Origin of the sequence: Reyranella sp. CPCC 100927, assembly GCF_007859315.1 — a bacterium.
Classification (GTDB): Bacteria; Pseudomonadota; Alphaproteobacteria; order Reyranellales; family Reyranellaceae; genus Vineibacter.
Genome location: NZ_VOHA01000021.1, coordinates 26,518 through 52,087 on the forward strand (window position 1 = coordinate 26,518; position 25,570 = coordinate 52,087).

The following is a 25,570-nucleotide window of genomic DNA, read 5'->3' on the forward strand; positions in this document are numbered from 1 at the left end:
TCCTACGTCAGCGCCGAAATGCCGAGAATCTCGCGGCCGATGATCAGGGTCTGGATCTCCGTCGTCCCCTCCGGGATCATGCCGCCGCGGGTGTCGCGGAAGATGCGTTCGATGGGGTAATCGGTGGCGTAGCCCATGCCGCCATGCACCTGCAGCGCCAGGTTGGCGACCTGATGCGCCGCCTCGGTGGCATAGAGCTTGGCGATCGAGCATTCCGAGCGCGCCTGACTCGCTTGCATGGCGTGCGCGGCGCGGTAGCCCAGCGCGCGCGAGGCCTGCGTCTTCATCGTCATGTCGACGATGTGCTTCTGCACCAGCTGGAAGGAGGCGATCGGTCGGCCGAACTGGGTGCGGGTGCGGGCGTACTCGATCGACAGGTCGAGCGCGCACTGCGCCGCGCCGACGGCACCCATGGCGACGTTCAGGCGACCGAAATTCAGGCCGATCAGGATCTGCTTCAGGCCTTCACCCTCGCGGCCCAGCAGATTGGCGGCCGGTATCTCGGCGCTCTCGAACGTGAAGGCGGCCGTGCCGGTGCTGCGCACGAACATCGTCTCCACCGGCCGATAGTCGAACGTCGTCTGCGCCTTCTCGACCAGGAACAGCGACAGCCCGCCGTCGCAGGTGTCGCTGAAGGTGCGCGCCACGACGATTCCGAAATCGGCGAACATCCCGTTGGTGATCCACAGCTTGCTGCCGTTCAGGACGTAGCGATCGCCGTGCTTGTCGGCGCGGGTCTTGATCTCGGCCACGTTCGAGCCGACGCCGGGTTCGGAGATCGACACGAACGTGCGGCGCTCGTTGCGCAGCAGGGGCCGCATGAAGCGCTCCTTCTGCGCCTCGGTGCCGCAGGCGTTGATGATGCCCGAGACGATGTTCAGGCCGCTCAGCAGCACGCGCAGCGACAGCCAGCAATATCCGGCTTCCTCCATCAGCACGGCCCAGGTCAGGTAGTCCAGGCCAAGGCCGCCGGCGTCCTCGGGCAGGTAGCCGCCGAAGTAGCCGAAGTCGGCGAGCCCGGTCATCGCCTCGAAGGGAAAGCGTTTCTCCGCCTCGCTCTTCTGGATGAGGGGCGCGAGATGTTCCTTCAGGTAGCGCCGCACATTGTCGCGCAGCAGGCGCTGCTCGAGCGACAGGCCGTCGGCATCGACCTCATCCATAGCGACCTCCGGTCACGAACAGGGTGGTGCCGGTGATGTAGCGGGCGTGCGTCGAGGCCAGGAAAGCCACGGCCGAGGCGATGTCGCGCGGCTCGCCGCCGAACGGCACGGCGTTCTTCGCCAACGCGTTCTCACGCACATGGGCGTAGTTGGGCAGGCTCTGGATGTACTCGGTCTCGATGAAGCCGGGTGCGATGGCGTTGACGGTGATGCCGTTGCGCGCCTGCTCCAGGGACAGCGCGCGCGTGAAGCCCACCAGGCCCGCCTTGGCCGACGAATAGTTGGCTTGGCCGGGGTTGCCGAACAGCGCCCGCGACGTGATGTTGATGACGCGGCCCCATTTGCGCGCGTGCATGTCCGGCAGCACGGCGCGGCAGCAATGGAACGCGCCTTTCAGCGTAACGTCGAGCACCAGGTCCCAGTCGGCCTCGTCCATCTTCAGCAGGCTGCGGTCCTTCACCAGGCCGGCGTTGTTGACCAGCACATCGATGCGCCCGAACGCGTCGCGGCCGGCGCCGGCCATGGCGCGCACGTCCTCCTCCCGGCGCACGTCGCAGCGCACCCCGATCGCCTTGCCGCCACCGTCCGTGATGGCCTTGGCCGCGGCCGCAGCGCCGTCGCCGTCGATGTCGCTCACCACGATCGCCATGCCCTCGCCGGCCAGCATGCGCGCCGTCTCGGCGCCGATGCCGCGCGCCGAGCCGGTGACGATGGCGATGCGATCCTTGAGTCCCAGATCCATGATCTCTCCTGATGGCGATGCGTGTCAGTCGTCCGCCAGCATCGTGCGGCGCACGTCCTGCAGGATCTGCAGGTAGGCCTCGCGGTTGCGCTCCATGCGCTCGGTGGGGCCGACCAGCGACATCGAAACCGGCTGGCCGCCCAGCCGGCCCGAGACGGCCAGCGCCGTGACGCCTTCGGTGCCTTCACCGCGGGTCTCGTACCAGCCGCGCTCACGGCCCTGCTCGAGCTGGGCAAGGATCTGGTCGATGTTCGTGATCGTCTGCGGCGTGACCTGACGCAGCGGTCGTCGCTGCAGTGCGGTCCGCGCCTCTTCGGGCGGCAGCAGCGCCAGCAGGGCTTTGCCCAAGGCAGAGGCATGCAGCGCGACCCGCTCGCCGACATCGAAGATGTAGCGCAACGGGTGCTTGCTCGGCTGAGCCGCCACCACCTTCACCGCCGTGACGTCGAGAATGCCGAACGAGGCGCTCTCGTTCGCCCGCTCGGCCAGGAGTTCCACCGCTTCGCGTCCGACCGTGGTGAGAGGGTCATTCTCGGCGATCTGGCGAGCGATCTCGTGCAGGCGTCCGGTCGGATAGAAGCGCCGCGTCCGCGACGTGCGCATCAGGTAGCCCAGCGAATGCAGGGTGTGCAGCAGGTCCGAGCAACTGCTGTCTGCGACGGACAGCAGCCGGGCCATGTCCGAATTGGACAGCTCGCGCTTCTCGCGCGCGAACACCTCGAACACTGCGAGCGCACGGCTGGCCGCTGGAATCAGGGTCGGCATGGCTGTCCTTCGATGGCTGCGTCACCGCCCTCTTGACGTCGGCGCCAATTAGGGCAATGAATCCGATTAGCCGTATAATATTCCGATATATCGGAGTAGTCAACCTGATTTCGGCGGCAAGCGCGGACGGATCATCGAAACGGGGATGGAAACATGCATGGAATCAAGGCGGTAACCTGCCGGGTCAAGGTTCGGTCGGGCATCGTCATGGCGATGCTGGCGGCGGCACTTGCCGGTGCGGCCGGCGCACCGGCCTGGAGCCAGGACGCGTTTCCGGCCAAACCGGTGACCTTCGTCGTGCCGGCGCCACCGGGCGGAATCACCGATCAGGTGGCGCGCATCATCGGCGACCGGGTATCGGAGCGGCTGGGCCAGCGGGTCCTGATCGACAACCGCGGCGGTGCCGGCGGCAACCTGGGGGCCGAGTTCGTCGCCCGATCGTCGCCCGACGGCTACACGGTGCTGGTGGGCACCCAGGGCACGCAGGTGTCCAACCCGTATCTCTACAAATCCCTGCGGTTCGATCCGGCCAAGGACTTCGTGGCGATCCAGGCCCTGATCTCGATCTCGACCGTGCTGGTCGTGAACAGCGAGCGGCCGTACCGGTCGATCAAGGACCTCATCGAGGAGGCGAAGAAGAATCCCGGCAAGCTGTCGATGGCGTCCGCCGGCAACGGCACATCGACCCATCTGGTGGGCGAGTTGTTCCAGACCGCGGCCGGGGTGAAGTTCCTGCACGTGCCCTACAAGGGCAGCGCACCCGCCATCGCCGACCTGCTGGGTGGCCAGGTCGATCTCAGCTTTGATTTCGCGGTCACGACCTTGGGGCACATCCAGGCCGGCAAGCTGCGCGCGCTCGCAGTCACTGGACCGACGCGGCTGCCCACGCTGCCCGACGTGCCGACAATTGCCGAGCTGGGCTACCCGCAGGCCGAGGCGGTGGCCTGGATCGGATTGTTCGCGCCGGCCGGCACGCCGGCACCGGTCGTCGCGCGCCTGCAGGCGGAGACCGCCCGCGCGCTGCAGGAGGCCAGCGTGCTCGAGGCGATCCGCAAGTTCGGCGGCACGCCGTTCAACATCGGCGGCCAGGCGTTCACCGCCTTTACGCAGGCCGAGCACGGCAAGTGGAAAGCGATCATCGAACGTTCGGGTGCCCGGCTCGATTGAGCCGCAAACAGCAGCAGCCATCACAAGGGGGAAAGAAATGCATCGTCTCGTTGCCGCGCTCTGTCGGCGCGCCGCAGGTGTCGTGTCCGCGTTGGTCGCCGCGATCGCTGGAGCCGCTGTTTCAGCGCCGGCTGCCGCCGAGGGGCCGTATCCCGCCAAGCCGGTGACGTTCGTCATTCCGGCGCCGCCGGGCGGCCTCACCGACCAGCTTGGACGCGTGCTGGCGGACCGGCTGTCGGAGCGGCTGGGCCAGCGCGTGCTGGTCGACAACCGGGGCGGTGCCGGCGGCAACCTGGCGACGGAGTTCGTCGCGCGGGCGGCACCGGATGGCTACACCCTGCTGATGGGCACGCAGGGCACGCACGTCGCCAACCAATACCTCTACAAGTCCCTGAAATTCGATCCGACCAAGGACTTCATTCCGGTCCATACGCTGCTGTCGATCTCCACCGGCCTGGTCCTGAAAGCCGATCGGCCCTATCGCACCCTCAAGGACCTCGTTGCCTACGCCCGACAGAATCCCGGCAAGCTGTCGATGGCATCGGCGGGCAACGGTACGTCGAGCCACCTGATGTCGGAGCTGTTCCAGCGGGCTGCCGGCATCAAGCTCCTGCACGTGCCGTACAAGGGCAGCACGCCGGCTCTGACCGACCTGCTGAGCGGCCAAGTCGATCTCAGCCTCGATTTCCCGGCGTCGACGCTGCCCTACATCCAGGCCGGCAATCTGCGTGCGCTGGCCGTCACCGGCCCCGTCCGCGAGCCCCTGCTGCCCGACGTGCCGACCATGGTGGAGGCCGGCTACCCCGACGTGCAGGCCATCGCATGGCTGGGGATGTTCGTTCCCGCCGGCACGCCCAGGCCGGTCGTCGATCGCCTGCAGGCCGAGGTCAGTCGCACGCTGCAGGAGCCTGACGTGGTCGCGACCATCCGCAGGCTCGGCGGCAACGCGTTCAACCTGGACAGCGCCGCCTTCGCCGCGTTCATCCAGTCCGAGCACGACAAGTGGAAGACGATCATCGAACAGTCGGGTGCCAGGCTCGATTGACGCCATCGCGCGTGAGGATCACATGGACATGCTCTATACGCGCGCACTGTTCCTGAACGCGCGCCGCTATCCCCGCAAGCCCGCCGTCGTATTCGCCGGCCAGGCGTGGACGTATACGCAGTTCTACGACCGCGTGGCGCGGCTGGGCGCGCTGCTGGCGGCACAGGGCGTGGGCGCCGGCGACCGGGTCAGTCTCCTGTCGGAGAATCATCCCGACATGCTGGCAGTGATGTTCGCCGCGCTCGGGCTGGGCGCCAGCCCCGCCCCGATCAATTATCGTCTCAAGGACGACGACATCGCCTTCATCGCCCGCAACAGCGCTGCCAAGGTGGTCGTGCTGGGGCCAGGCTACGGTGGGCATGCCGATCTGCTGTCGCAGGCGTTGCCACAGGCGCGCCTGCTGTCGATCGGCCCGGCGACATCCACGGCAATGCCGCCCGCGATCGATACGCTGATGGCCGATGCGCGCCCGCTGGCGTTCGATTGGCAGAGCGCAACGAACCTGGCGCTGTTGCACACGTCGGGCACGACAGGCCGGCCCAAGGGGGCGCTCCGGTCGCGCTGGGGGCTGAGCGCGCGCGCGATCGAGCAGGGGTTCGCGCCGGAGGACCGCACGCTCGGCGTCATGCCGCTGTGCCTGTCCTATGGCTACGGTTACAGCCTCCTGCCGCTCTATCTCGGTGCGACGCTGTATCTGGAGCCGGACTTCGATGAACGACGTGTCGCCGATCTGCTCGAGAATGAAGGCATCAGTTCCACCTTCATGATTCCGACCCTGGTGCAACGGCTGGTGGACTATGAAGGCTTCGCCCGGCTGCGCTGCCCGTCGCTGCGCCTGATCCAGAATGCTGCCGGCGCGCTGCCGTACGAAACGCGCGCGGCAGTGGTCGACAGGCTGGGCCATGTGCTGAGCACCTATGCCGCCTCGACCGAGTCGGGCCCATACGCCAACCTCAAGGGGCACGATATCCTGCGCGATCAGACCGCAAGCGGCATCGGCCGCACGTTCTTCGGCTCGGAAGTGCGACTGCTCGACGACGAAGGGCAGGATGTCGCGCCCGGCGCGGTCGGCGAAATCTGTGTGCGCGGTGCCTCGCAGTACGATGAATATCTGAACGAGCCGGAACTCACCGCACAGACCCGGCGCGGCGACATGGTGAGTGTCGGGGATCTCGGGCGCTTCGACGACGAGGGCTTCCTGTTTCTGGTCGGTCGCAAGCGCGACATCATCAAGACCGGCGGCATCAATGTTCCTGCCGCCGATGTCGAGGATGTCATCGCGCGCCATCCGGCCGTGGCCGAAGTCGCCTGTGTCGGGCTGCCGGATCGCGCCTGGGGCGAGATGATCTGTGCCGCCATCGTGCTCAAGCCCGCCGTCGCGGGTGCTGAGATCGACTTCGCCGGCTTCTGCGCCCAGCACCTCAGTCGGTTCCAGGTGCCGCGCAAGTTCGTCTTCCTGCCGGCGCTGCCCCGCAACCTGACAGGCAAGGTGGTCAAGGGCGACTTGCGTGAGTTTGTCCTGGGCCGGGCCGAGGCGCCCCATCTATGAAAGCGCTGGACCGTGTGATCATCCTTGATCCCCTAGGAAACCAACTCGGACGATGACGATGATCCCCTCTGAAATCGACCAGCAATGCCGGCTCCTGCGCGAGGAAGTCCGTGACTTTCTGCGCCACGAGATCCGCTCCGGTGCCATCACGCCGCAATGCGATGCGTGGCTGACGGGGTTCGATCCCGCGTTCACCCGACGGCTGGGCACCCGGGGCTGGCTCGGCATGACATGGCCGAAGGCCTACGGCGGCCACGAGCGCTCGCAGTTGGAGCGCTTCGTCGTGATCGAGGAACTGCTGGCGGCGGGCGCGCCGACCGCAGCCCATCACACCAACGATCGGCAGGTCGGACCGATGATCCTGCGCTGCGGCACCGAGCAGCAGAAGAAGACGGTGGTGGCGGGGATCGCGCGCGGCGAATGCATTGTCGCCATCGGCCTGAGCGAGCCGGATGTCGGCTCCGATCTGGCCTCGGTGCGCACCCGCGCCACACGCACGGACACGGGGTGGCGCATCACCGGCAGCAAGATCTGGACCAGTTTCGCGCACCACGCCCACTACCTGATCGCGCTCTGTCGGACCGGTGACGCTGACGCGCAACGTCACGGCGGGTTGACGCAGTTCATCATCAAGCTGCCCAATCCCCACGTGCGGGTCCGCCCGATCCGGCTTCTGACCGGCGGCCATCACTTCAACCAGGTGTTTCTGGATGATGTCGAGGTCTCCGACGATGACGTCCTGGGCGAGGTCGGCGGTGCCTGGGCGCAGATCAGCGCCGAGTTGGCACTGGAACGCAGCGGCCCGGAACGGTTCCTGAGCACGTTCCCGCTGCTGTCGCACGTTACCGGCGCCGCCGGCGGATCGGCGAACGACGAGATGCTCTGCGCGATCGGTGATCTCACGTCCCAGCTGTGGGCGCTGCGTGCGATGTCGATGGATGTCGCCGATATGCTCGAGCACGGGCAGTCGACCAATGCGGAAGCGGCGATGGTGAAGGACCTGGGGACCCGCTTCGAGGGTGACGTGCCGGAGCGGTTGCGTGCCTTCATCGCCGCCGAGCCGAGCTTGTCGTCCGCCGATTCCGCCCAGTCGCTGCTGGCGCAGGCCATCCTGCAGTCGCCGGGCTACACCCTGCGCGGTGGCGCCAACGAAATCCTGCGCGGCATTGTGGCCCGCGACCTGGGGCTGAGGTGATCCGATGAGCACCGACACGATGCTGACCGACACATTGGCCCGCCTGCTGACGGCGAAATCGGGCCCGGCGGACGTCCAGGCGGCCGAGCGCGCGGAAGGGTGGAATCGCGGGCTGTGGCATGAACTCGCGGCGCTCGGCCTGACCGACATCGGTAATTTCGACCCGGATCAGGCGCTTGCTGACCAACTGGCCATCCTCTATCAGCTCGGACGTCACGCAGCGACCGTCCCGTTCCTCGAAACGGTGATGATCGGACAATGGCTCGCTCAGCACGTGGGATTGCCGGCGGCAGACGGCGTGCTGATGGTGTCGACCAGCCCTTCGATCGGCATGACCGCCGTCAGGGCGGGGGCGTCATGGTTGCTTTCGGGGCGAACCGACAAGGTGCCGTTTGCGCGTATCGGTGACCGATTGTTGATCGTCGCGACGGGCGCCGACGGCCCGGTCATCGCGCCGGTGGGCGCGGCTGACTGCACGCTGGTCCCGTCGGTCAACATGGCCGGGGAGCCGCGCGATACCGTTCAGCTCGATGGCGTGCCCGTGCCGGCAGCGGACGTACACCGCCTGCCGGATACCGCGTCGCAAGAGGTGCTATGGGAACGCGGCGCGCTTGGCCGGGCCGCCATGATGGCCGGTGCACTCCAGAGTGCTCTCGATCTTTCGGTGCAGTATGCCAAGGACCGCAAACAGTTCGGCCGGCCGATCGGCGCGTTTCAAGCGGTGCAGCAGAACCTGGCGATCCTTGCGGCTGAGGTCACGGCGACCCGCGCGATGGTGACGCTGGCGGGGCGCATTCAGGGCGGTGCGCATCAGCGGGCTGCAGTTGCATCTGCCAAGGCCCGCGCCGGCCGTGCCGCAGGGATCGCATCGCGCCTCGCGCACCAGATCCATGGCGCGATGGGCTTTACGGACGAGTACCCGCTGCAGCTTTTTACCCGCCGACTGTGGTCGTGGCGCGACGAATTCGGCTCGGACCGCGACTGGATGGTGGTGCTGGGTGGGCTGGCGGCGCGGCAGGGTCCGGGCGGATTGTGGCCGATGATCACCGCGGCCGGCGACAGGACGCGCGACGTCGCCTGAGATCCTGCGGAAGGAAGCGTGCATGACCCGTGAAGACCTTGTTCTCTACGCGCGCGACGGGCACATCGTCACGATAACGCTCAACGAGCCGCGCACGCGCAACGCCCTGTACGACGGCGGCCTGATCGAAGCGCTGGCCGCCGCGCTGGTTCGCCTTGGCGCGGACGGCGCGGCTCGCGTGGCGATCCTCACCGGTGCCGGATCGGCTTTTTCCGCTGGTGCCGATCTCAAGCAGATGACGGGCGAACACGGAATCTGGAGCAAGCGGCCGCTCGATGTCATGGCGTTCTATCGCGGCGGCATTCAGCGCATTCCGCTAATCCTCGAGAAGATCGAGATCCCAATCATCGCCGCCGTGAATGGGCCGGCCTATGGTGCCGGCTGCGATATCGCCTGCATGTGCGACATCCGGCTCGCCAGCACCACGGCCGTCTTCTGCGAGGTCTTCGTGCGACTGGGCGTCGTTTCGGGTGACGGGGGTGCCTGGTACATCCCGCGTGTGATCGGCGCGTCGCGCTACGCCGAAATGGCGTTCACAGGCGATCCGATCGATGCCGAGGAGGCGCTGCGTCTCGGCCTGGTATCGAAAGTCGTGTCGCCGCAGTCCCTCATGGACACGGCCAAGGGTCTGGCGGGGCGCATCGCGCGCAACGCACCACAAGCGTTGCGGATGACCAAGCGATTGCTGCGCGAAGGCCGTCACCAGCGGATCGATAGCCACCTGGAGATGGCCGCTGCTCTGATGACCGTCTGTCATACGACCGAAGACAATCGCGAGGGCATGCTGGCCGCGCTGGAAAAGCGGGTGCCGTTCTTCAACGGCACATAAACAGGAACGGGGTGGAAGGCCTGCGTCTGTTCGCCGCGACAGTCCGGTCCATCCCTTCAGCGATCGCCGGAGCCGAACTCAACGGGTTTCGATGTATGGGCCGACGAGTCCCAGCATGCGGGACATCTCCTCGCCCGCGCTGAGAACGCAGGCCGCGAGGTGCTGATGGCTCTGCTTGGCGCGGTCAGTCGGTGCCGCGATCATCACGGCCGCCACCAGGATGCGGTCGGCGTCGAAGACCGGCGCGCCGAACCCCCAGACTCCGACACTGACCTGGTCACGGCTCTCGGCAACGCCGCGCCGCCTGGCGTCTTCTATCAGTTTGCGCAGCGTGTCCTTGTCGGTCGTCGTCTGCGGCGTGAAGGCCGTCAGACGCGTGTTGGCGAGGTAGGTTCGCGTGAAGGCCGGATCGCAAAAGGCGAGCATCACGCGGCCGGCCGCCGTGCAGTAGAGCGGCCGTCGCGCGCCGGCCGTCGACACATAGCGGACCGCCTGCGGTCCTTCGACAAGATCGACGTAGAACGCTTCTTTGCCGTCCTCCGTCGGTACCGCCAGCATCACGGTTTCGCCGGTCCGCGTTGCGAGCGCCGGCAGCAGCGCACCGATCTTGCGGAACTGCGGCACGCCGCCGCTGATCGTCGAGCCCAGCCTGATCGAGGCCATCCCCAGGCGGTAGAGCCCGTGTGCGTTCACCACGTAGCTGTCGCTCTCCAGCGCGCGCAGCAGACTGAACAGGCTTGTTTTGGGCAGGTCGAGCTTGCGGCTCAAGGCGGCCAGCGACAGCCCGTCGGGTTCACGCGCCAACGCTTCGATAACCGCCATGACGCGCGAGGGCGCGCGCGGCGTCATATCCGGCATGCGCAAGGCGCCGGCAGTTTGGGTTGCGCTCCGGGCCATGAGTCGGCATCCTTCCGTTACAAGAACGATATTCCGATATCGGAACAGTGTCAAGTCACACGGTGCGCGGAGGGAAGCATGAATCAGATGGTCGTTAATGAACCGAACCGCTGGCGCCTTGAAACGCCGGGTGTCGCCGGCTGGTCGCGGACGGCACGGCCGGGTGCGGCCGGCAAGTACTTCATGGTTTCAGCCGACTGCCACGTGAACGAACCGGTCGACCTGTGGCTCAAGCGGATGGACAAGAAGTATCACGAGCGTCTGCCGCGCGTGGTCACTGACAAGGACGGCGTGCAGTGGCGCATCACCGAGGGTCATCGGCCTGACCGGCTGCGCATCACCGAAATGGAAGGCGAGGACCTGCTGCGCACCAAGGTTGGCGCCCAGGCTGCCGGCCGCATCGCCGATCACGATCGTGACGGTATCGATGTCGAGTTGATGTTCCCCAACAAGGGACTGGCCATGTGGGCGACGCCGGATGCGGCGTTCGCGATGGCGCAATGCCGGGCGTGGAATGACTGGGCGTGGGAGATGTTCGGCGCCCACAAGGACCGCATCGTCATCGCCGCGGCGATCGCGACCGGCGATCTGGAAGGCTCGATCGCCGAGGTGCAGCGCCTGGCGAAGCTCGGCGTTCGCTGCCTGACGTTGCCGTGCAAGCCCGTCTGGGGCTCCCATGACGTCGGCCACGTCAACTACAACCTGCCGCACTTCGACCCGCTGTGGGCGGCGATCCAGGATGCCGACCTGCCGATCACGTTCCACGTCTCGACGGGGCGGGACCCGCGCGCCTCGCGCGGCAACGGCGGCGCCATCATCAACTACGTGTCGCACGGCATGGCGCCCAGCGTCGAGCCGGTGGCCAATCTCTGCGCTTCGGGTGTGCTGGAGCGTTTCAAGGGACTGCGCTTTGCCACCATCGAGGCCGGCATCGGTTGGATTCCGTGGCTGCTGGATGCCATGGACGAATCCTATCGCAAGCATCATTTCTGGGTGCGGCCCAAGTTGCAGGGCCTGCCCAGCGACTATTACCGAACTCACGGCTTTGCCTCGTTCCAGGAAGACCAGTCGGGCCTTGACCTCGCCGACTCGCATGGGCTTGCCGACAACTTCATGTGGGCCAACGACTATCCGCACCACGAGGGTACGTGGCCGCATTCCGCGGAAGCGATCGAGCGCACGATGGGCGGACTGCCGGACGACACGCGGGCGAAGATCCTTGGCCTCAACGCCGCGCGCTTCCTCAAGATCGACGTTCCGGCCCGGTATCGGGTGTAACGCGCCGGCGCCCAGTCGGCCTGTCGTCGCGCGCAGCGGGGGGAGCCCATCTGCGCTGGCGGCAGCGCACGTGACGTCGATCGCTTCGCTTCCAATCAAGATGTGCAGACACCAGGAGACAGCAATGCCGGGGCCGCTGACAGGCTACACGTTGATCGAAGTGGCGGGCATCGGCCCGGGACCGATGACCGCCATGATGCTGGGCGACATGGGCGCCAACGTCATTCGCGTCGATCGGACCAGCAACGTCATGGACCGGTTCGCCGATCCCAAGTTCAACGTGCACGGCCGCAGCCGCCGATCCATCTCGGTCAATCTGCAGAAGCCGGAGGGCGCCGAGGTGGTGCTGCGGCTGTGCGAAAAGGCCGACGGGTTGATGGAGCCATTTCGGCCCGGCGTTGCCGAGCGCCTGGGTATCGGCCCTGATGCCTGCCTCAAGCGCAATCCGAAACTGGTCTATGGCCGCATGACCGGTTGGGGTCAGGACGGGCCACTGGCCAAGGCGGCCGGCCATGACCAGAACTACATCGCGCTCACCGGCGCCCTGCATGCCATCGGCCGCAAGGGACAGAAGCCGCCGCCACCGCTGAACCTGGTGGGCGATTTCGGCGGCGGCGGCATGCTGCTGGCGTTCGGCATGGTGTGCGGCCTGCTCGAGGCACAGAAATCGGGCAAGGGCCAGGTGGTCGATGCCGCCATGGTCGATGGTGCGGCACTGCTGCTGGGCGCGATCTTCGGCATGAACGGCGCCGGCCTGTGGAACGACAAGGAGCGTGAAGTCAATCTGATCGATGGCGGCGCGCATTTCTACGACACCTACGAGACCAAGGACGGCAAGTACGTCTCGATCGGGTCGATCGAGCCGCAGTTCTACGACCTGCTGCTGGAGAAGACCGGCCTGAAGGGCCAGGAATTGCCCGCCCAGCACGACCGCAAGGCATGGCCGCAGATGAAGGCGAAGCTGGAAGCGATCTTCAAGACCAAGACGCGTGATGAGTGGTGCGCTCTCATGGAGGGCACCGACGTCTGCTTTGCGCCGATACTGACCATGAGCGAGGCGCCGCATCATCCCGCCGCCAAGGCACGCAATGCCTATGTCGACGTGGCGGGCTTCATGCAGCCGGCGCCGGCGCCGCGCTTCAGCCGCACCCGGGAGGCGGTGCAGGGCCCGGCCCCCAAACGCGGCAGCAACACGGCCGAGGTCCTGGGCGAACACGGTTTCTCGGCCGCCGAGATCACCGAATTGACCAAGGCGGGTGTCGTCGGACCGCAGGCGTGAGCAATGCAGGGAACCGCGCCGCGGTAGCAGCGCGGTTCCCGGAAAAACCCGAACATGCAGGAGGAGCCATGACCGAGCGGACGCTGCGCGGCAAGGTGGCCATCGTTGGTATTGGCGAAACACCCTATTACAAGCATGGCAAGTCGCCTGATCCTGAGTTCGTGCTGGCGCTGAAGGCGATTCTTGCCGCCTGCAGTGACGCCGGTATCGATCCGCGCAAGATCGACGGCTTTGCCTCCTACAGCAACGACCGCAACGAGCCATCGCGGTTGGCCGCGGCGCTGGGCCTGCCCGAGCTGCGCTTCTCCAACATGATGTGGGGCGGCGGTGGCGGTGGCGGTGCCGGCGCTGTCGGTAATGCCGCCGCGGCCGTGGCCGCCGGCATGGCCGATTGCGTCGTCGTCTATCGCGCGCTTGCCCAGGGTCAGTTCCAGCGCTTCGGTGCTGCGGCTCCGGGCGGTGCCGCCTCGGGTGAGGCAGCGCTGAATGCGCCGTACGGGGTGATGTCGCCGGCCCAGCGCTTCGCGATGCGGGCCATGCGCTTCCTCCATGACAACAGGATCGGGCCGGGCGCGCAGCGTGCCATCGCGCTTGCCTGTTATGCGCATGCACAGCGCAATCCGCGCGCGGTGATGCATGGCAAGCCGCTGACGGCGGAAGCTTATGATGCGGCGCGCTGGATCGTCGAACCGTGGCGGCTCTACGACTGCTGCATGGAAAACGATGGTGCCGCGGCGCTGATCATCGTGCCGGCCGAGCGGGCCCGCGATTTCCCGCATAAGCCCGCCTACCTGCTGGGCTCGGTTCAAGGCTCGGAGTATCGCAATGGCGCGCGCGGCCACAATGCGCCGCTCTATGCCACATCAAGCTTCACGACCCTGGCGCCGCGGCTCTACGCCATGGCCAAAGTGAAGCCGTCCGATGTCGATGTGCTGCAGGCTTACGAGAACTTCACCGGCGGTGTGCTGATGAGCCTGGTCGAGCATGGCTTCTTCACCGCCGAGGAAGCCAACGATTTCCTGGTGCCGGAGAACCTGATGGCGCCGTCGGGCAAATTGCCGCTCAACACCAGCGGCGGCAATCTTGCCGAGTGCTACATGCACGGGCTGGAACTGCAGGTCGAGGCGGTGCGCCAGCTGCGCGGCCAGTCGACGGCGCAGGTGCCCGACCCGCACGTATCGATGGTGATCTCCGGCCCGATGGTGACGCCGGTATCGAGCATGATCCTGGGCAGCGCGGAGACCTTGTGATGACCACCGCAACCTATCTCCGCCCGGGCCTGCCGGCGCCGGTGGCCGAGAATGACGGGCTGGACGCGCCCTACTGGGAAGCCACGCGGCGTGGCGTGCTGATGGTGCAGCGCTGCAAAGCCTGCGGTACCTGGCAGTGGGGCCCGGAGTGGATCTGCCACAAGTGCCTGTCGTTCGATGTCGGCTGGCAAGAGGTCGAAGGCCGTGGTCGCATCTATAGCTGGGAACGGCCGTGGCATCCGGTGCACCCGGCACTGAAGGAGCAGGGGCCCTATATCGTGGTCCTGGTCGAGCTGCGGCAGGCTGGCGGCATCCGCATGCTGGGCAACCTGCTGGGCGATCCGAAGCAGGCGGTGCGCATCGGTGCCGAGGTCGAGGCCGTGTTCGAGCCCCATGACGATGCCAAGCCAAGCTACACGCTGGTGCAGTGGCGCCACGCGACAACGTAAGCCCAATAACCGCCGTCCCATGCCGTTGGGCCCCCGCTGGAGGCATCGTTGAGTTACGCTGCACCGTTCGCCGGACTCAAGGTCGTCGACTTGAGCCAAGGTATCGCCGGTCCCTATTGCGCGATGATGCTGGCGCAGCAGGGTGCGAACGTCATCAAAGTCGAATCGATCGACGGGGGTGGTGACTGGGCACGTGGACTGGGCGTGCGCTATGGCAATCACTCGGTGTATTCGATCGTCGGCAATCTCGGTAAGCGCAGCGTTGCGCTCAATCTCAAGGCGCCGTCGGGTCGCGATGTGCTGTGGCGGTTGTTGCGCGACGCCGATGTCTTCCTCGAAGGTTTTCGGCCCGGTGTGATCAAGCGGCTGGGCTTCGACTACGAGACCGTGGCGGCGCGCGAGCCGCGCTTGCTCTACGTCTCGATCTCCGGCTTCGGCCAGACCGGCCCGCTGGCCGAGCGGCCGGCGACCGACCCGGTGCTGCAGGCTTACACCGGCATGATGGCGGAGAACCGCGGCGAGGACGGTCTTCCGCATCGTGTCCCTGTGATCGTCGTCGACATGTCGACGGCACTCTATGCCTTCCAGGCGGTATCGGCCGCGCTCTATGCGCGGCGTGACGAAACGCACGGTCGCTTCATCGAGGTCAGCCTGATGCAGGCGGCTGCGGCACTGCAGTCGGTCCGCCTGATCGCCTGCCATCTGGAAGGCGGCACCATGCGGCCGGGCGCCGTACCCGGCGGCGTCTTCAAGACCGCCGACGGCTGGATGTCGATCGTCGCCATCAACGACCGCGAATGGCAGGCGCTTTGCGGCGCCATGGACCTGCCGCAGCTCGCGACGGACGAACGCTTTGCGACCCCGTCGGCGCGTTCGGGCAATGACGTGGCGCTTTACGCGATCATGCGGCCGGCCATTGCCGCCAGGCCAAGTGCCCATTGGGCCGAGCGGTTCACGGCGGCGCGCCTCATGCACGAGCGCCTGAACAGCTACGCCGAATTCCTCGCCCAACCGCAGGTTCAGGCCACCGATCTGATTCACTGGCTGAACCAGCCTGGCTTGGCGCAGCCCGTGCCGATGCCGATCGTGCCGGGCGCCACGATGCCCACCGACGGCACGCCTGGCGCCACGGCACCCGTGTGCGGCCAGCACACGGATGTGGTCCTTCGTGAGCACGGTTACAGCGCCGAGGAGATATCGGATCTCGCGGCCAAGGGGGTCGTCTCGGGACCGCGGCAGATCTGACGGCGTTGGCGATCTACTCGTTGCGCAGCAGTCCCAGTGGGCGCTGGCGCAGCGCACTGAACGCGCCGGCGAGGCCGAAGGCCAAGGTCAGGATCATGGCGCCGAAGGCCGTGATGATGGCGACCTCGGGTTGAAAGGTCCAGTCCAGCGCCATCACGAAGCGCACCACCAGCCAGGCTGCCAGCGCCCCCACGCCGGTGGCAGCCAGTGCCGTGACCAGGCCCAACGCGGCGAACTCATAGGTGAAGACGCGCAGCACCCGCCCGCTGGTGGCGCCCAGCACCTTCATGACGACGGTGTCGTGCACGCGCCGCCGCTGCGTCGCCAGCATGGCGCCGGCCAGCACCAGCAGGCCGGCGACAATGCCGACCACGCCCACCACGCGCGCCGCCAGGCCGATGTTGCCCAGGATCTGGGCCGCGATCTCGAGCGCGTCCTTCACCCGCACGACGGTGACGTTGGTGAATTCGTCGGTGATCGCCTTGTAGGCCGCTTCCTCGGTGTCGCCCTTGGCATAGACGGTGGCGAGGAATGTCTGCGGTGCCTTCTCCAAGGTGCCAGGCGCGAAGATGAACGTGAAGTTCATCGCCAGCGTGCCCCAGTCGATGCGCCTGAGGTTGGCGATCGTGGCATCGACATCGCGGCCCAGGATGTTGACGGTGATGGTGTCGCCGACGCCGATGCCGAAGGCACGCGCCAGCTCGGCATCGAAACTGATCAAGGCCGGGCCGCTGTAGTCCGCCGGCCACCATTTGCCGGCCACCACCTGGCTGCCCTCGGGCAAGGTCGCGGCGTAGGTCAGGCCGCGGTCGCTCTCGACCGCCCAGCGGGCGTTCTGCGGGATGGCCAGCTCGCGCACCGGTTTGCCGGCGATCCTGGAGATGCGGCCGCGCAGCATCGGCACCTGATCGACGCGCTGCACGTGCTGGGCGGTCAGGTCGTCGCGGAAGCGCTGAACCTGGTCGGGCTGCAGGTCGACGACGAAGAACGCCGGCGCGTCCTTGGGCAGCCGCTTGCCGATCTGGTTCTGCAGGTTGCCCTCGATCAGCGCTGTCGCCACCAGCACGGTCAACCCCAGGCCCAGTGACAGCATGACCGTGGGTGTCGGCGAACCCGGCCGGTGGATGTTGGCCAACGCCAGGCGCAGGCTTGCCGAGCGCGGCCGGCCGGCCAGGCGCGCCAGCATCATCACCAGCCGCGCCAGCAGCGGAAAGGCGATGAACGCCCCCAGCGCACCGGCCACGAACCACAGCGCGATGCGCCGGTCCGGCGCCGTGAGCACGGTGAAGGCGGCCAGCAGGCCGACCACCAGCAGGATGGTGATGGCATCGCGCAGCCGCAGGCTGGGATCGTCGGTCGCCACCGCACCGCGCATCAGGGTCGAGGCCGGCACCTGGCGCGCGCGCATCAGTGGCCACAACGCGAACAGCAGGGCCACCAGCAGGCCGAAGATCGCGGCGCTGGCCAGTGGCTGGGCGTAGAGCGCAACCCGTGCCCGCACCGGCAGCAGGTCGCCCATCACGCTCTGCGCCGCGAACGGCAGCAGCGCGCCCACCACCAGACCGATCGCGACACCGATGGCGGCGAGAATGCCCAGCTGCAGGAAATACGTGCGCGTGATCAGGCCGGCCGGCGCGCCCAGGCATTTCAGGATGGCGATGGTGCGCGACCGCGTGCGCAGGAAGCTGTCGACCGCGTTGCCGACACCGACGCCGCCCACCAGCAGCGCCGCCAGTCCGATCAGCGCCAGATATTGCGTCAGGCGGTCGACCCAGGTGCGCAGGCCGTTGCCGGCGTCGTTCAGCCCGCGTACCCGCCAGCCGGCTTCGGGGAAGCGCCGTTGCAGGTCGCTGATCCAGGTGCGGTAGGGCAGCCCGGCCGGCATCATCACGCGGTATTCGTAAGTCATCAGGCTGCCCGGCTGCAGCAGCCCGGTGGCCGGCAGGGCGTCGCGGGCGATCATCAGGCGCGGGCCGATGCCGAACACGCCCAGGCCGCGGTCCGGTTCGCGCGCGATGACGCCGCGCACCTGCAGCGTCGCGTCGCCGACGCGGATGTCGTCGCCCACCGCGATGCCGAGCCGGCGCAGGCCGATCTCCTCGACCACGGCACCATAGACGCCGTTGCGCGGCTGCAGCAGCGCCTGCAGGTCGCCGCCACCCGTCAGCTCCAGCGTGCCGGCCAGCGGGTAGGCGCCGTCGACGGCCTTGATCTGCACCAGGGTCGGCCGTGCATTCGGCGTGTCGGCGCGTGCCATGCCGCGCATTTCGACCCAATCGGCGACCTGCGCGGCGCGTTCGCCGATGGCAGTGCGCTGCTCGGCGGTCACCGGGCGGTAGGATTGCGTGATGGCAACATCGCCGCCCAGCAGCAGGCGTGCATCGGCGCGCAGTCCTTCCTCGACCGCACGCGAGATCGACAGGATGCCGGCGATCGCTGCCACGCCCAGCGCCAGGCAGGCGAGGAACAAGCGGAAGCCGGCCAGACCCGTGCGCAGTTCGCGCACGGCAATGCGCGCCGCCAGTGACCAGGAGGAACCGGCGCCCGAGACGGCTCGCTGCGGTGCTTCGGTGCGCTCCAGGGCGAGGGATGGCGGCGTCATAGGGCGTGATCTCGTCCAGGTCGCATCACGCTGCGGCGGCCGTGTCCGCCGCGATCAGGCCGTCGGTGATGTGGATCACGCGGTCGCACTGCTCGGCGATGGTGGTGTCGTGCGTGATCAGCAGCAGCGTGGCGCCGGCGTTGCGCGTCAGGTCGAACAACAGGGACATCACCTGCCGGCCGGTGGCGCCATCCAGGTTGCCGGTCGGTTCGTCGGCCAGCAGCAGCTTGGGCCGCGTGGCGAAGGCGCGCGCCACGGCCACGCGCTGCTGTTCGCCACCCGATAGCTGCGCCGGGTAATGCGTCAGGCGGTGGCCCAGCCCGACCTCGCCCAGGGCCGCCTCGGCGCGTGCGAACGCATCGGCCACGCCGGCGAACTCCAGCGGCAGGGCGACGTTCTCGGTGGCCGTCATGGTGGGGATCAGGTGGAAGCCCTGGAACACGATACCGAGATTGTCGCGGCGGAAGCGGGCCAGCGCATCGTCGGACAGGTTCTGCAGGGTGATGCCGGCGACCTCGATGGTGCCCGATGTGGCCCGTTCCAGGCCGCCCACCACCATCATCAGGCTCGATTTGCCGGCGCCTGAGGGGCCGACCAGGGCCGTGCTGCCGCCGGTCGGGACATCCAGGTCGATCCCGCGCAAGATGTTGACCGTGCCGGCGGCGCTCGCCATGTCTAGGTGTACGTCGCGCAGGCGGATCATGCGGCGGCGGCTTTCGACGGCGGACACATCATGAGCAGCAGGCTCGCGGACGATTCAGGTGTTTTGGCGGCCATGAACCAGGGATATGGCGATTTCGCCGACCGGGTCAACGGCCCCGCCCGCCTCACGAGATCGTGGGGTAAGGAATTAAGCCTTGCTTTTCGGCACTTCTGGCTGATTGCGGCGTTGCTTTGCGCCAGCGTGACAGCGGCCCATGCCCAGACGGTGCGGATTGCCATGCTGGGCGACAGTCTTACGGCCGGTTTCGGCCTGCCGCCCGAGCAGGCGCTGCCCACCAAGCTGGAGCAGGCGCTGAAGGCGGCCGGCCGCGACGTGTCGGTCGCCAACCATGGCGTGTCGGGCGACACCTCGGCCGGCGGCCTGGCGCGGCTGGACTGGACCCTGGGTGACAAGCCGAAGCTGGTGATCGTGGCGCTGGGCGCCAATGACGCACTGCGCGGGCTGAACCCCGATGACACCGAAAAGAACATCGATGCGATCATCACGCGGACCAAGGCCGCTGGTGCCGTGGTCCTGCTCTGCGGCATGAAGGCGCCGCGCAATTACGGACCGGAGTACGTCGCCAAGTTCGACGGTCTCTACGAACGGCTGGCCGCGAAGCATGGCGTCGCCCTGCTGCCGTTCCTGCTCGATGGCGTGGCGATGATGCCGGAGCTCAACCAGGCCGACGGCATTCACCCCAACGCCAAAGGCGTCGACACCGTCGTGGCGCACCTGGCACCGGCGGTCACCAAGGTGCTGGACGACATGAAGAAGCCGAACGGATAGATGCCGTCGCCGTCCAAGCTCAGCGCCGGCCTGCTGGTGTTCCGGCACGTGAACGATGCGCCGGAAGTTCTGCTGGCACATCCCGGCGGGCCGTTCTGGGCCAGGAAGGATGACGGTGCCTGGTCGATTCCCAAGGGCCTGTGCGAGCCGGGCGAGGCTGTCTTCGCTGCCGCCCGGCGCGAATTCGTCGAGGAAACAGGCCTGCAGCCGGATGGCGATTTCATCGAGCTGACGCCGGTCAAACAACCTGGTGGCAAGGTCGTCGCGGCCTGGGCCGTCGACTGCGATCTCGATGTCAGCGGCTTTCGCAGCAACACGTTCCAACTCGAATGGCCACCGCGATCGGGAAAGTTTCAGGACGTGCCGGAAATCGACAGAGTCGCGTGGTTCACCGTGCCGGTTGCGCAGACCAAGATCCTCAAGGGCCAGAAACCGCTGCTGGATCAGTTGATGCACCTTTGGAGCATGAAGACACCATAAATCGTTTGCTCACCGTAACGTCCTTCATGCGTTTGTCATGTGGTGCGCAGATACCGTGAGACATGACCGACCTTTCGTCCGATAGGCGGCGCGTTCGACGTCATTTGGTCCAGATGGATGAGGCACGGTTGTCCGATACGGCACCTTTGCCTACTGTGCGCGCCATGATGCTTCGCGTGTTCTGCTGAGTGATTGTCACCGGGTTCCGATGAAGGTTGTTCGTTCGGCGCGGCTGGGTCTGCAGGAAGGATCGTCCGACAAGGTCTACGACGTCGACCTCATCGAGAACGACGCGTTGCCGGGCGAACAGCGGTTCGTGGTGAATTTCCGCTACGGCCGCCGCGGGCGGGCCTTGCGCGAGGGCACCAAGACCGCGACGCCGGTCGTCCGTGAGGCGGCCGAACGGATATTCGATAGCGTCGTCGTTTCCAAGATCAACGAAGGCTATCGCCGGCTCGACGGGGCGAGCGCGGCGCCGGTGGCATCGGCGCCGGACAGCCAGGGCGCCTCGGATGGGCGTGCCCGCGTGTTGCTGGAGCGGCTCGATCAGTGCCGGCGCAGCCCGCAACAGCCGCCTGGGCTTGATCGTCTGCTGTGGCGCGTCGGTGAGGTGCGGCTGACGGCGGCGACGCCGGCGTTGCTCGACATCGCCCGCCGTGTCGGGGCGGCCGACGCCAGCTACTCGCTGGTCTTTGCGTTGGCCCGTGCGGCCGGGGCCGACGCGGTGCCGGCCCTGCAGGACGTCGCGGCGCGGTCGACCAGCACGATGGTGCGCGACCTGGCGCGCTTCGCGCTGCGATCGCGGCTGGTGGGCGCCGCGCAGCAGGCAACCGACATCGACCAGGAACTGCCGGCGGCGATCGCCCAGGCTGTCCGCGCACGCGATGCCCATCAGCTTGCCGGCGCCATCATCGCTCTTGCCGAGCAGGATCGAACCAAGGTCGGTGCCATCCTGGCAACGTTGGCCGGCCTGGCGCAGCACGACACCGATAGCGCGCCCGTGCTGGCGGCGGCCGTCATGACGATGCCGGCGCGGCCGCCCTATCTGATCGGCCTGCGCAAGCTCTACAAGTATGCCGAGATGGCTGACGATGCCGCTCTCTTTGCGGCGGCGGCGCATCGTTTCGAAACCGCGCAGCCGATGTACCGCCGTCGCCCTGGCGGCGATGGACGTGTCTGGGTTCCGGCGCTGGGTGCGCGTGTGCAGGTCGGCTGGCAGCGCGGGACACCTGATCCCCGGGTCGGCCTGTCGCAAGCCACACTGTTCTATTTCAAGCGCCGGATCTGGCGCGCCCTGCGCAAGCGCGGCGACCTGGGTGATCCGCGTTTCGTCGAGCTGGCGGCGGCCTACCTGCTGAGCCTGCGTCCCGACGACATGACGCCGCCAGCCCGATGGACGGCCTGGGTCCGGCTGTCCAACGGCACATGGGGGCGCCAGCCACGCGCGATCGGGCCATTGGGACGGAACTGGACCGCAAGCCAGCTGCTCTATCGCCACGCACCCGAGATGACGGCGCGCAGTGGCAGCATGACGTTCATGGAAATCGGCGAGCATCCGGCGGCCGACGAGGCCCGCCGTGACGATGCCTTTCCCGCGTTGTGGGCAGCGCGTCCCGATCTCGCCCTGGATCTCGCGGCGCGTAGCGGATGCGAACCCGTGGCCTTGCATGGCTTGCGGGTGATGCAGGCGGATGCGGCCTTCGTGCAGGGGCTGGCGGGCGAGGCCCTGGGCCGGCTGCTGACATCGCCGTTCGCCGCCATCCTGCGCTTTGCCTTCGATGAAGCGCGCAATCGCCTCGCGCGGGGCAGCGTCGATGATGCACTGCTGGTGGCCCTGATCGGCGCCGATCTGAAAGAGGCGCGCCAACTCGCCGTCGATCGGATCGACCGCGAGGCGGCGCTGCCGTGGTCGAGCCCGGCCTTGGCACAGGCGGTGTTGACGGCGCGCCACGAAGACATTGCCGAACCGATCCTGCGTTGGGCACGGGACCGGCGACTCGCCGCCGGAGTCGGTGAGCCGCTGGCGCAGGGGATTACCGTATGGTTGCTGGCGCAGCCGGCCGAACGCGATGCGTCAGGCGACAGCCTGATCCGCGCCGTGCGGGCCCGCCTGTCGGCGCTGTGGTCGGCGCGCGACATGGTGGTGGCCCAGGACGTAGTGCTGCGCCTGATGGAGCATCCGTCGCCGGCCGTCGCCGCCGCCGGCGTCGACATGCTGGCGCTGACCGGCGTCGATCCGGCGACGCTGACGGATGATGTCTGGCGCCGGCTGCTGGGCGCGCCGTCGCCGGAGGTACAGGAAGCGGCGCTGGCACTGTTCGGCCGCAACAGCGACGAGACCTTGACCCGACACGCGCCGCTGGTGGTCGCCTTCGCGACCGCGCCATCGACGGGATTGCGCCAGGCTGCCCGCCCGCTGGTGGCACGGGTCGCGGCGCGCGATTCGGCGCTGGCGACGCGGCTGGCGCGCGAGTTGATCGATTCACTGTTCCTGACGCCGCCCGACGATGCCTATGCGGCCGACATCGTCGCCCTGCTGGACGCGGCGCTGCCCGATCAGCTCGCGGCGCTGGATGCGGGCACGCTGTGGCGCCTGCTTCAGGCGCGCGCCAAGGGGGCGCAACTGCTGGGCGCCACTGTGCTGCCCAAGCGGCCGTTCGACACGTTTTCGGTCCGACAGACCGCGCGGCTGGGCAACCATGCGCACCTGGCCGTGCGTCAATGGGTGATGGCTGCGTACGACGACGCGCCGGCTCGTTTCCGCGCCGAGGCGGCTGACGCGGTGTTGATCGTCGAGAGCGATTGGCCGGAGATCACCGATTTCGCGCGCCGCTATTTCGATGCCTGGCCGCCCGAAGCGTGGACGCCGGAAACGATCGCCGTGGTCACCGACAGCGTGAAGCCGGAGGTCCTCGACTTCGCGCGCCACCTGCTGCGCAGCCGTCTGGCACCGGCGGATGTGGGTGCGCAGCTCACCCGACTGCTGGAGCACCCCTCGCAATCCATGCACCTGCTGGTCAGCGAACTGCTGACGCAGGACGCGGTCGCCAGCGACGCGGCCTTCGACAAGCTGATGCCGCTGGCCCGCATCGTGATGCTTCAGGTTCACAAGGGCCGCGTCGCCAAGGACCGCATGAGCGCCTTTCTCCACGGCGAAGCGCTGCGCGATGCGGTGCGGGCCCAGCGCATCGCGCCGCTGTTCACCGACCTGACGCTGAGCGGCACGGCACGCGATCGCAGCCACGCCATCCTGGCGCTGCGCGACATCATGGAACGGCACCCGGGGATCGTCTCGCCGGTCCAGCGCCGCCCCGTCGCCGGGAAGGTCGCCTGATGAATTTCGTGCATCGCTATTTCGGGCAGACCGCGGCGTCCTCGGATGCCACCAGCACGACCCTGGGTTTCGCGCCCGACGTGTTGCGCACGCCGACCTTCTTCGTCGGCAAGGTGGCCCGGCATCTGCCGTTCCGTGAAGCCATCTCGGCGCTGCACCATGTCGTGGTCTCCGACCTGCGCTTCAAGCCGAAGGACCGGACAGCCTATTTCGCATGGCTGAAGGCGCACGAGCAGCAGCTGCTCGCCGAGGCGCTCGCCGGCAAGGATGACATTCGCGTCCGAATCGAGGGCCTGCGTCGCGAGCTGAACGATATCTCGAAGCGCTCCAGCGACATCATGGCGCCGTTCTACAAGGCGCGGCAGCGCTACTTCGACTACCTCTACCAGGCGAACCGCGATGCCTGGTTCGTGCTGGATCCCGTCATCACCGTTCATCCCGACGAGATCTTCTTCGAGTGCTTCAGCCTCGATGAATCGAGCTACGGCCGGCTGTCCTGCGACCACGATGTCTTCGAGCGTATCGAGGACATGGCCTTCGGCACCACCAACATCGACTACAGCCACGCGCTCTACGACGAGTTCCAGAAGATCCGCAGCTACCGCGACACGGCACTCACCATCGACCCGTCGGGCTTCGAGGTGCAGACGACGGGCGAGCAGTCCTACCGCGAGGACAAGATCGACCTGCCCGACAGCTGGGTGCGCGGCTTCCTGCAGGTCTCCAGCGCCATGACGCAGCCCACGCACGTGGTCGACCTGCACCCCATGGACATGCACGCGATCCTCTCGCGGCTGGCGGCGCGGCGGGAGCGACATGGCCCGCGCTCGCTGCGCTTCCTGCTCGAGCCGGACAAGCCGGTCGTGGTCGTGGTTGAGCCGTGGAACGAGCGCCTGACGTTCCGTCGCTCGATTTACACCGGCTCGACGGGTGCCGAGATCCGCGTCTGGGGCCGCCGACGGCTCATGATCCTGCAACGCGCGTTGCCGTTGGCGCGATCGGTGCGCCTGCATCTGCTGGGCACGGGCTTGCCGTCGTTCGCCGTGGTCGATTTCGGCGGCCTGCGTTTCACCCTGGGCCTGTCGGGCTGGACGGCCAACGACTGGTCGCGCGCCGGCCAGTTCGATCTGCTGGCGCCGCGCGCCCAGGTCGACCAGGCCACCGCCCAGCGCGTGTTCGCCGCACTGGAGACACATCGTTTCGCGACAGCGGAAACGCTCGCCGCCGACACCGGGCTGGATCGCGCCATCGTGCAGAGTGCGCTCGGCATGTACGTGCAGGGCGGCCGCGCCATGTACGACCTCGACAAGGGCGTGTTCCGCCACCGCGAGCTGGCGCGCGATCCCTTACCGATGGGGGCGCTGCGCTTTGCCTCCGAACAGGAAGAGAAAGCCGACCGGTTCGTCGCCGCGCGGCTGGCCACGATCGCCACGGTCGAGCGCCGCGATGGCCGGCGCATCGTGAGCGGCGAGGTCATGGACAACGGCAAGCCGCAGAAACCCACGATCGGCATCGATGATGATGATCGCATGGTCACGGCACGCTGCGACTGCGGCTTTTACGGCCACAACAAACTGGCGCGCGGACCGTGCGAGCACATGCTGGCGGTGCGCCGGCTGTTTCATGCCCAGGTCGAGGGCACGTCGATGGAAAGAACGGCGTGATGATGTTGCTGCCACACGCCGAACCCGCTAAGCATTCACAGACGAGGGGCGCCAGCCGGAGCGGACC

Annotated in this window: 21 protein-coding genes; 15 read left to right on the forward strand and 6 right to left on the reverse strand. The window is 67.5% G+C overall.

All coding sequences use genetic code 11. The annotated features are described in order from the left end of the window. Positions 1-2 precede the first annotated feature (2 nt). Genes FQU96_RS33510 through FQU96_RS33520 form a run of 3 tightly spaced genes read right to left on the reverse strand, consistent with a single transcriptional unit; the run spans position 3 to position 2,667 of the window. The gene (locus tag FQU96_RS33510; protein ID WP_146545758.1) at positions 3-1,160 is read right to left on the reverse strand and encodes an acyl-CoA dehydrogenase family protein; all 1,158 of its coding nucleotides are present in this window, start codon (positions 1,158-1,160) and stop codon (positions 3-5) included. Next, positions 1,153-1,902: an SDR family NAD(P)-dependent oxidoreductase gene (locus tag FQU96_RS33515; RefSeq protein ID WP_146545759.1), complete on the reverse strand. Its 750-nt coding sequence runs from the start codon at positions 1,900-1,902 to the stop codon at positions 1,153-1,155. Before FQU96_RS33515 ends, FQU96_RS33510 begins: the two co-directional genes overlap by 8 nt. Positions 1,903-1,926: 24 nt before the next feature. Continuing rightward, positions 1,927-2,667: an IclR family transcriptional regulator gene (locus FQU96_RS33520; RefSeq protein WP_146545760.1), complete on the reverse strand. Its 741-nt coding sequence runs from the start codon at positions 2,665-2,667 to the stop codon at positions 1,927-1,929. 153 nt (positions 2,668-2,820) lie between these two features. On the opposite strand from FQU96_RS33520, the gene FQU96_RS33525 reads away from it, so the two are divergent. The 6 genes from FQU96_RS33525 to FQU96_RS33550 are packed head-to-tail and all read left to right on the forward strand — an operon-like array spanning position 2,821 to position 9,533. Further along, complete coding sequence (locus tag FQU96_RS33525; RefSeq protein ID WP_218574981.1) at positions 2,821-3,834, forward strand: tripartite tricarboxylate transporter substrate binding protein; 1,014 nt, start codon at positions 2,821-2,823, stop codon at positions 3,832-3,834. 37 nt (positions 3,835-3,871) lie between these two features. After that, entirely contained in the window at positions 3,872-4,879 is a 1,008-nt protein-coding gene (locus FQU96_RS33530; RefSeq protein ID WP_146545761.1) for a tripartite tricarboxylate transporter substrate binding protein, read from the forward strand. 22 nt (positions 4,880-4,901) lie between these two features. Next, positions 4,902-6,428, forward strand: coding sequence for a class I adenylate-forming enzyme family protein (locus FQU96_RS33535; protein WP_146545762.1), 1,527 nt, complete (start codon positions 4,902-4,904; stop codon positions 6,426-6,428). Between the two features lie 58 nt (positions 6,429-6,486). After that, positions 6,487-7,623, forward strand: a complete 1,137-nt coding sequence (locus FQU96_RS33540) for an acyl-CoA dehydrogenase family protein (RefSeq protein ID WP_218574982.1) — start codon at positions 6,487-6,489, stop codon at positions 7,621-7,623. A 4-nt stretch (positions 7,624-7,627) separates the two neighbouring features. Then, a complete protein-coding gene (locus FQU96_RS33545; RefSeq protein WP_146545764.1) occupies positions 7,628-8,704 on the forward strand; it encodes an acyl-CoA dehydrogenase family protein in 1,077 nt (358 codons plus the stop codon). A gap of 22 nt (positions 8,705-8,726) precedes the next feature. Beyond that, the gene (locus tag FQU96_RS33550) at positions 8,727-9,533 is read left to right on the forward strand and encodes an enoyl-CoA hydratase-related protein (RefSeq protein ID WP_146545765.1); all 807 of its coding nucleotides are present in this window, start codon (positions 8,727-8,729) and stop codon (positions 9,531-9,533) included. A 78-nt stretch (positions 9,534-9,611) separates the two neighbouring features. On the opposite strand, the gene FQU96_RS33555 is transcribed toward FQU96_RS33550, so the two are convergent. Further along, a complete protein-coding gene (locus tag FQU96_RS33555) occupies positions 9,612-10,430 on the reverse strand; it encodes an IclR family transcriptional regulator (RefSeq protein WP_146545766.1) in 819 nt (272 codons plus the stop codon). 78 nt (positions 10,431-10,508) lie between these two features. Between FQU96_RS33555 and FQU96_RS33560 the strand changes: the two genes are divergently transcribed. The 5 genes from FQU96_RS33560 to FQU96_RS33580 all read left to right on the forward strand — a co-directional run bounded on the left by FQU96_RS33560 (position 10,509) and on the right by FQU96_RS33580 (position 15,931). Further along, positions 10,509-11,708, forward strand: a complete 1,200-nt coding sequence (locus FQU96_RS33560) for an amidohydrolase family protein (RefSeq protein WP_146545767.1) — start codon at positions 10,509-10,511, stop codon at positions 11,706-11,708. Between the two features lie 124 nt (positions 11,709-11,832). Beyond that, positions 11,833-12,987: a CaiB/BaiF CoA-transferase family protein gene (locus FQU96_RS33565; protein ID WP_146545768.1), complete on the forward strand. Its 1,155-nt coding sequence runs from the start codon at positions 11,833-11,835 to the stop codon at positions 12,985-12,987. Between the two features lie 68 nt (positions 12,988-13,055). Then, complete coding sequence (locus tag FQU96_RS33570) at positions 13,056-14,237, forward strand: acetyl-CoA acetyltransferase (RefSeq protein ID WP_146545769.1); 1,182 nt, start codon at positions 13,056-13,058, stop codon at positions 14,235-14,237. Continuing rightward, positions 14,237-14,686 (forward strand): Zn-ribbon domain-containing OB-fold protein, encoded by a 450-nt coding sequence (locus FQU96_RS33575; RefSeq protein WP_146545770.1) that lies wholly within the window; start codon positions 14,237-14,239, stop codon positions 14,684-14,686. Before FQU96_RS33570 ends, FQU96_RS33575 begins: the two co-directional genes overlap by 1 nt. A gap of 48 nt (positions 14,687-14,734) precedes the next feature. Continuing rightward, positions 14,735-15,931 (forward strand): CaiB/BaiF CoA-transferase family protein, encoded by a 1,197-nt coding sequence (locus FQU96_RS33580; RefSeq protein ID WP_178130869.1) that lies wholly within the window; start codon positions 14,735-14,737, stop codon positions 15,929-15,931. A 13-nt stretch (positions 15,932-15,944) separates the two neighbouring features. Here the strand turns inward: FQU96_RS33580 and FQU96_RS33585 are convergent, their stop codons facing one another. Next, the gene (locus tag FQU96_RS33585; protein ID WP_146545772.1) at positions 15,945-18,533 is read right to left on the reverse strand and encodes an ABC transporter permease; all 2,589 of its coding nucleotides are present in this window, start codon (positions 18,531-18,533) and stop codon (positions 15,945-15,947) included. Positions 18,534-18,558: 25 nt separating this feature from the next. Then, a complete protein-coding gene (locus FQU96_RS33590) occupies positions 18,559-19,236 on the reverse strand; it encodes an ABC transporter ATP-binding protein (protein ID WP_146545854.1) in 678 nt (225 codons plus the stop codon). A gap of 30 nt (positions 19,237-19,266) precedes the next feature. On the opposite strand from FQU96_RS33590, the gene FQU96_RS33595 reads away from it, so the two are divergent. The 4 genes from FQU96_RS33595 (at position 19,267) to FQU96_RS33610 (ending at position 25,503) form a co-directional block, all read left to right on the forward strand. Further along, complete coding sequence (locus tag FQU96_RS33595) at positions 19,267-20,025, forward strand: arylesterase (RefSeq protein WP_370461634.1); 759 nt, start codon at positions 19,267-19,269, stop codon at positions 20,023-20,025. Next, on the forward strand, positions 20,026-20,505 hold the full coding sequence (locus FQU96_RS33600; protein WP_146545773.1) for an NUDIX domain-containing protein: 480 nt from the start codon (positions 20,026-20,028) through the stop codon (positions 20,503-20,505). It begins immediately after the preceding gene. 208 nt (positions 20,506-20,713) lie between these two features. Then, complete coding sequence (locus FQU96_RS33605) at positions 20,714-23,839, forward strand: hypothetical protein (protein WP_146545774.1); 3,126 nt, start codon at positions 20,714-20,716, stop codon at positions 23,837-23,839. Continuing rightward, a complete protein-coding gene (locus FQU96_RS33610) occupies positions 23,839-25,503 on the forward strand; it encodes an SWIM zinc finger family protein (RefSeq protein ID WP_146545775.1) in 1,665 nt (554 codons plus the stop codon). Before FQU96_RS33605 ends, FQU96_RS33610 begins: the two co-directional genes overlap by 1 nt. Positions 25,504-25,570: the final 67 nt, after the last annotated feature.

Coding starts and splice junctions, on each gene's coding strand:
- FQU96_RS33510 (WP_146545758.1), bottom strand. CDS start 1,160: ATGGATGAGGTCGATGCCGACGGCCTGTCGCTCGAGCAGCGCCTGCTG.
- FQU96_RS33555 (WP_146545766.1), bottom strand. CDS start 10,430: ATGGCCCGGAGCGCAACCCAAACTGCCGGCGCCTTGCGCATGCCGGAT.
- FQU96_RS33590 (WP_146545854.1), bottom strand. CDS start 19,236: ATGATCCGCCTGCGCGACGTACACCTAGACATGGCGAGCGCCGCCGGC.
- FQU96_RS33525 (WP_218574981.1), top strand. CDS start 2,821: ATGCATGGAATCAAGGCGGTAACCTGCCGGGTCAAGGTTCGGTCGGGC.
- FQU96_RS33600 (WP_146545773.1), top strand. CDS start 20,026: ATGCCGTCGCCGTCCAAGCTCAGCGCCGGCCTGCTGGTGTTCCGGCAC.
- FQU96_RS33535 (WP_146545762.1), top strand. CDS start 4,902: ATGGACATGCTCTATACGCGCGCACTGTTCCTGAACGCGCGCCGCTAT.
- FQU96_RS33575 (WP_146545770.1), top strand. CDS start 14,237: ATGACCACCGCAACCTATCTCCGCCCGGGCCTGCCGGCGCCGGTGGCC.
- FQU96_RS33605 (WP_146545774.1), top strand. CDS start 20,714: ATGAAGGTTGTTCGTTCGGCGCGGCTGGGTCTGCAGGAAGGATCGTCC.
- FQU96_RS33545 (WP_146545764.1), top strand. CDS start 7,628: ATGAGCACCGACACGATGCTGACCGACACATTGGCCCGCCTGCTGACG.
- FQU96_RS33515 (WP_146545759.1), bottom strand. CDS start 1,902: ATGGATCTGGGACTCAAGGATCGCATCGCCATCGTCACCGGCTCGGCG.
- FQU96_RS33585 (WP_146545772.1), bottom strand. CDS start 18,533: ATGACGCCGCCATCCCTCGCCCTGGAGCGCACCGAAGCACCGCAGCGA.
- FQU96_RS33610 (WP_146545775.1), top strand. CDS start 23,839: ATGAATTTCGTGCATCGCTATTTCGGGCAGACCGCGGCGTCCTCGGAT.
- FQU96_RS33540 (WP_218574982.1), top strand. CDS start 6,487: ATGATCCCCTCTGAAATCGACCAGCAATGCCGGCTCCTGCGCGAGGAA.
- FQU96_RS33550 (WP_146545765.1), top strand. CDS start 8,727: ATGACCCGTGAAGACCTTGTTCTCTACGCGCGCGACGGGCACATCGTC.
- FQU96_RS33595 (WP_370461634.1), top strand. CDS start 19,267: ATGAGCAGCAGGCTCGCGGACGATTCAGGTGTTTTGGCGGCCATGAAC.
- FQU96_RS33570 (WP_146545769.1), top strand. CDS start 13,056: ATGACCGAGCGGACGCTGCGCGGCAAGGTGGCCATCGTTGGTATTGGC.
- FQU96_RS33565 (WP_146545768.1), top strand. CDS start 11,833: ATGCCGGGGCCGCTGACAGGCTACACGTTGATCGAAGTGGCGGGCATC.
- FQU96_RS33530 (WP_146545761.1), top strand. CDS start 3,872: ATGCATCGTCTCGTTGCCGCGCTCTGTCGGCGCGCCGCAGGTGTCGTG.
- FQU96_RS33520 (WP_146545760.1), bottom strand. CDS start 2,667: ATGCCGACCCTGATTCCAGCGGCCAGCCGTGCGCTCGCAGTGTTCGAG.
- FQU96_RS33560 (WP_146545767.1), top strand. CDS start 10,509: ATGAATCAGATGGTCGTTAATGAACCGAACCGCTGGCGCCTTGAAACG.